This is a genomic window from Paracoccus onchidii (assembly GCF_028294535.1).
GTDB classification, from domain to species: Bacteria; Pseudomonadota; Alphaproteobacteria; order Rhodobacterales; family Rhodobacteraceae; genus Paracoccus; species Paracoccus onchidii.
This window is the reverse complement of sequence record NZ_JAQBIE010000063.1, coordinates 1-1,422: the sequence shown is the minus strand read 5'-3', so window position 1 is coordinate 1,422 and position 1,422 is coordinate 1. Positions and strand designations below refer to the sequence as shown.

Genomic DNA, 1,422 nt, shown 5'->3' with positions numbered 1-1,422 from the left:
GAGATGTTCTACAATCCGAAGCGCAAGCATGCGAGAAACGGGATGCTGTCGCCCGTAGAGTTCGAACGGCAGCGGAAACCGAGACCCGAAGGCGTCTAGGAAACGCGGGGCTATTCATATGTCCATTCGCATGGGCGTGCCCTTCACTGGCTAGTTAAGTATATAGCCCCCCTTTTTAACGCCCAGGCTGGACGCCGTGCGATGGGCCTTCAGGTGGGTGGCGTCGATCATCGCAGTCGTTTCCTCGCCGTGCTCAGCGGCCAGCCCTGCCATGATCCGGGCGAAGACGCCTTTATCGCTCCATCGTTTCCAGCGATTGTAGAGCGTCTTGTGGGGACCATACTCCCTTGGGGCGTCGCGCCACCGCAAGCCGTTGCGATTGATGAAGATAATGCCACTCAGAACCCGCCGGTCATCGACCCGGGGCTTGCCGTGCGACTTCGGAAAGTAAGGTTCAAGACGCGCCATCTGGGCATCGCTCAACCAGAAAAGATCAGACATGGTCACCGCTCTCTTTTTTGCGGTGAATCACGAACCCCCAAACAAATCAATGGGTCCTGAGCCTAGACGGTTGTATTCGGCATGCACCCGGTCAGTGCTGTCCTCAAGCACGCAATCCAGGCGGCGCAGAACCACCATGGGTAGCATGACAAGCCGGTATTGCGGAGGGCGGTAGGGGCCGCGCAGGCGCTTGGCGATCTCCCATATATCGTCTGTAAGCTTCTTATGTTGCTGAACGTTCACCGAAAATTATCCCTCGCCGCAGCGTCTTTTTGTGTGTCAAGAGACATTTTTTCGGCGGCGATGTCCACGGGTCCAGCTCAGTTATTTGCAATTCTTCTTACAAGCGACAATGCAGTATAAAACTCGGCTATGGCGCGGGGTGGTCTTGCCCGCACCAGGGTCGCCTGTCACGACAAAGTAATGGTCGCTTATGGGCCATCCTCGGGTTTGACAGGGCAAGGGTTGCGAGGTGATCAACACGCCATGGGAGTTGATCTAGGCAGCATGGGTTTTCGTAGGGAAAACAGCACCCGTCTGCGTGGCAGAGGCAAATCCTCTGACGAAAAGGGCAGAACTATCTGGTGCTTTTCAGAAAATATTTGGTGGAGCCAAGGGGAGTCGAACCCCTGACCTCTTGAATGCCATTCAAGCGCTCTACCAACTGAGCTATGGCCCCACCTGAGGTCCGCAGTGAGCCGTAAGTCGCTGCGAGTGAGGCGTCGTATAAAAGGCTGATCCGGTGGCTGCAAGAGGAAAAATCACAATAATTCGCCATACCATCGAACTTTGCGGTAACGGTATTGAATAGCCCCGCGTTTCCTAGACGCCTTCGGGTCTCGGTTTCCGCTGCCGTTCGAACTCTACGGGCGACAGCATCCCGTTTCTCGCATGCTTGCGCTTCGGATTGTAGAACATCTC

The 1,422-nt window shown here is 55.6% G+C and carries 1 protein-coding gene, 1 tRNA gene and 1 pseudogene; all 3 read right to left on the bottom strand.

Annotated elements, in window-relative coordinates; all coding sequences use genetic code 11:
• Window positions 1-165 precede the first annotated feature (165 nt).
• Window positions 166-501, bottom strand: a pseudogene (locus PAF17_RS20015) (IS5 family transposase); the annotation flags it as partial.
• 27 nt (window positions 502-528) lie between these two features.
• Complete coding sequence (locus PAF17_RS20010; RefSeq protein WP_271890815.1) at window positions 529-744, bottom strand: type I restriction-modification system subunit M N-terminal domain-containing protein; 216 nt, start codon at window positions 742-744, stop codon at window positions 529-531.
• Between the two features lie 360 nt (window positions 745-1,104).
• Window positions 1,105-1,180, bottom strand: a tRNA-Ala gene (locus PAF17_RS20005).
• Window positions 1,181-1,422: the final 242 nt, after the last annotated feature.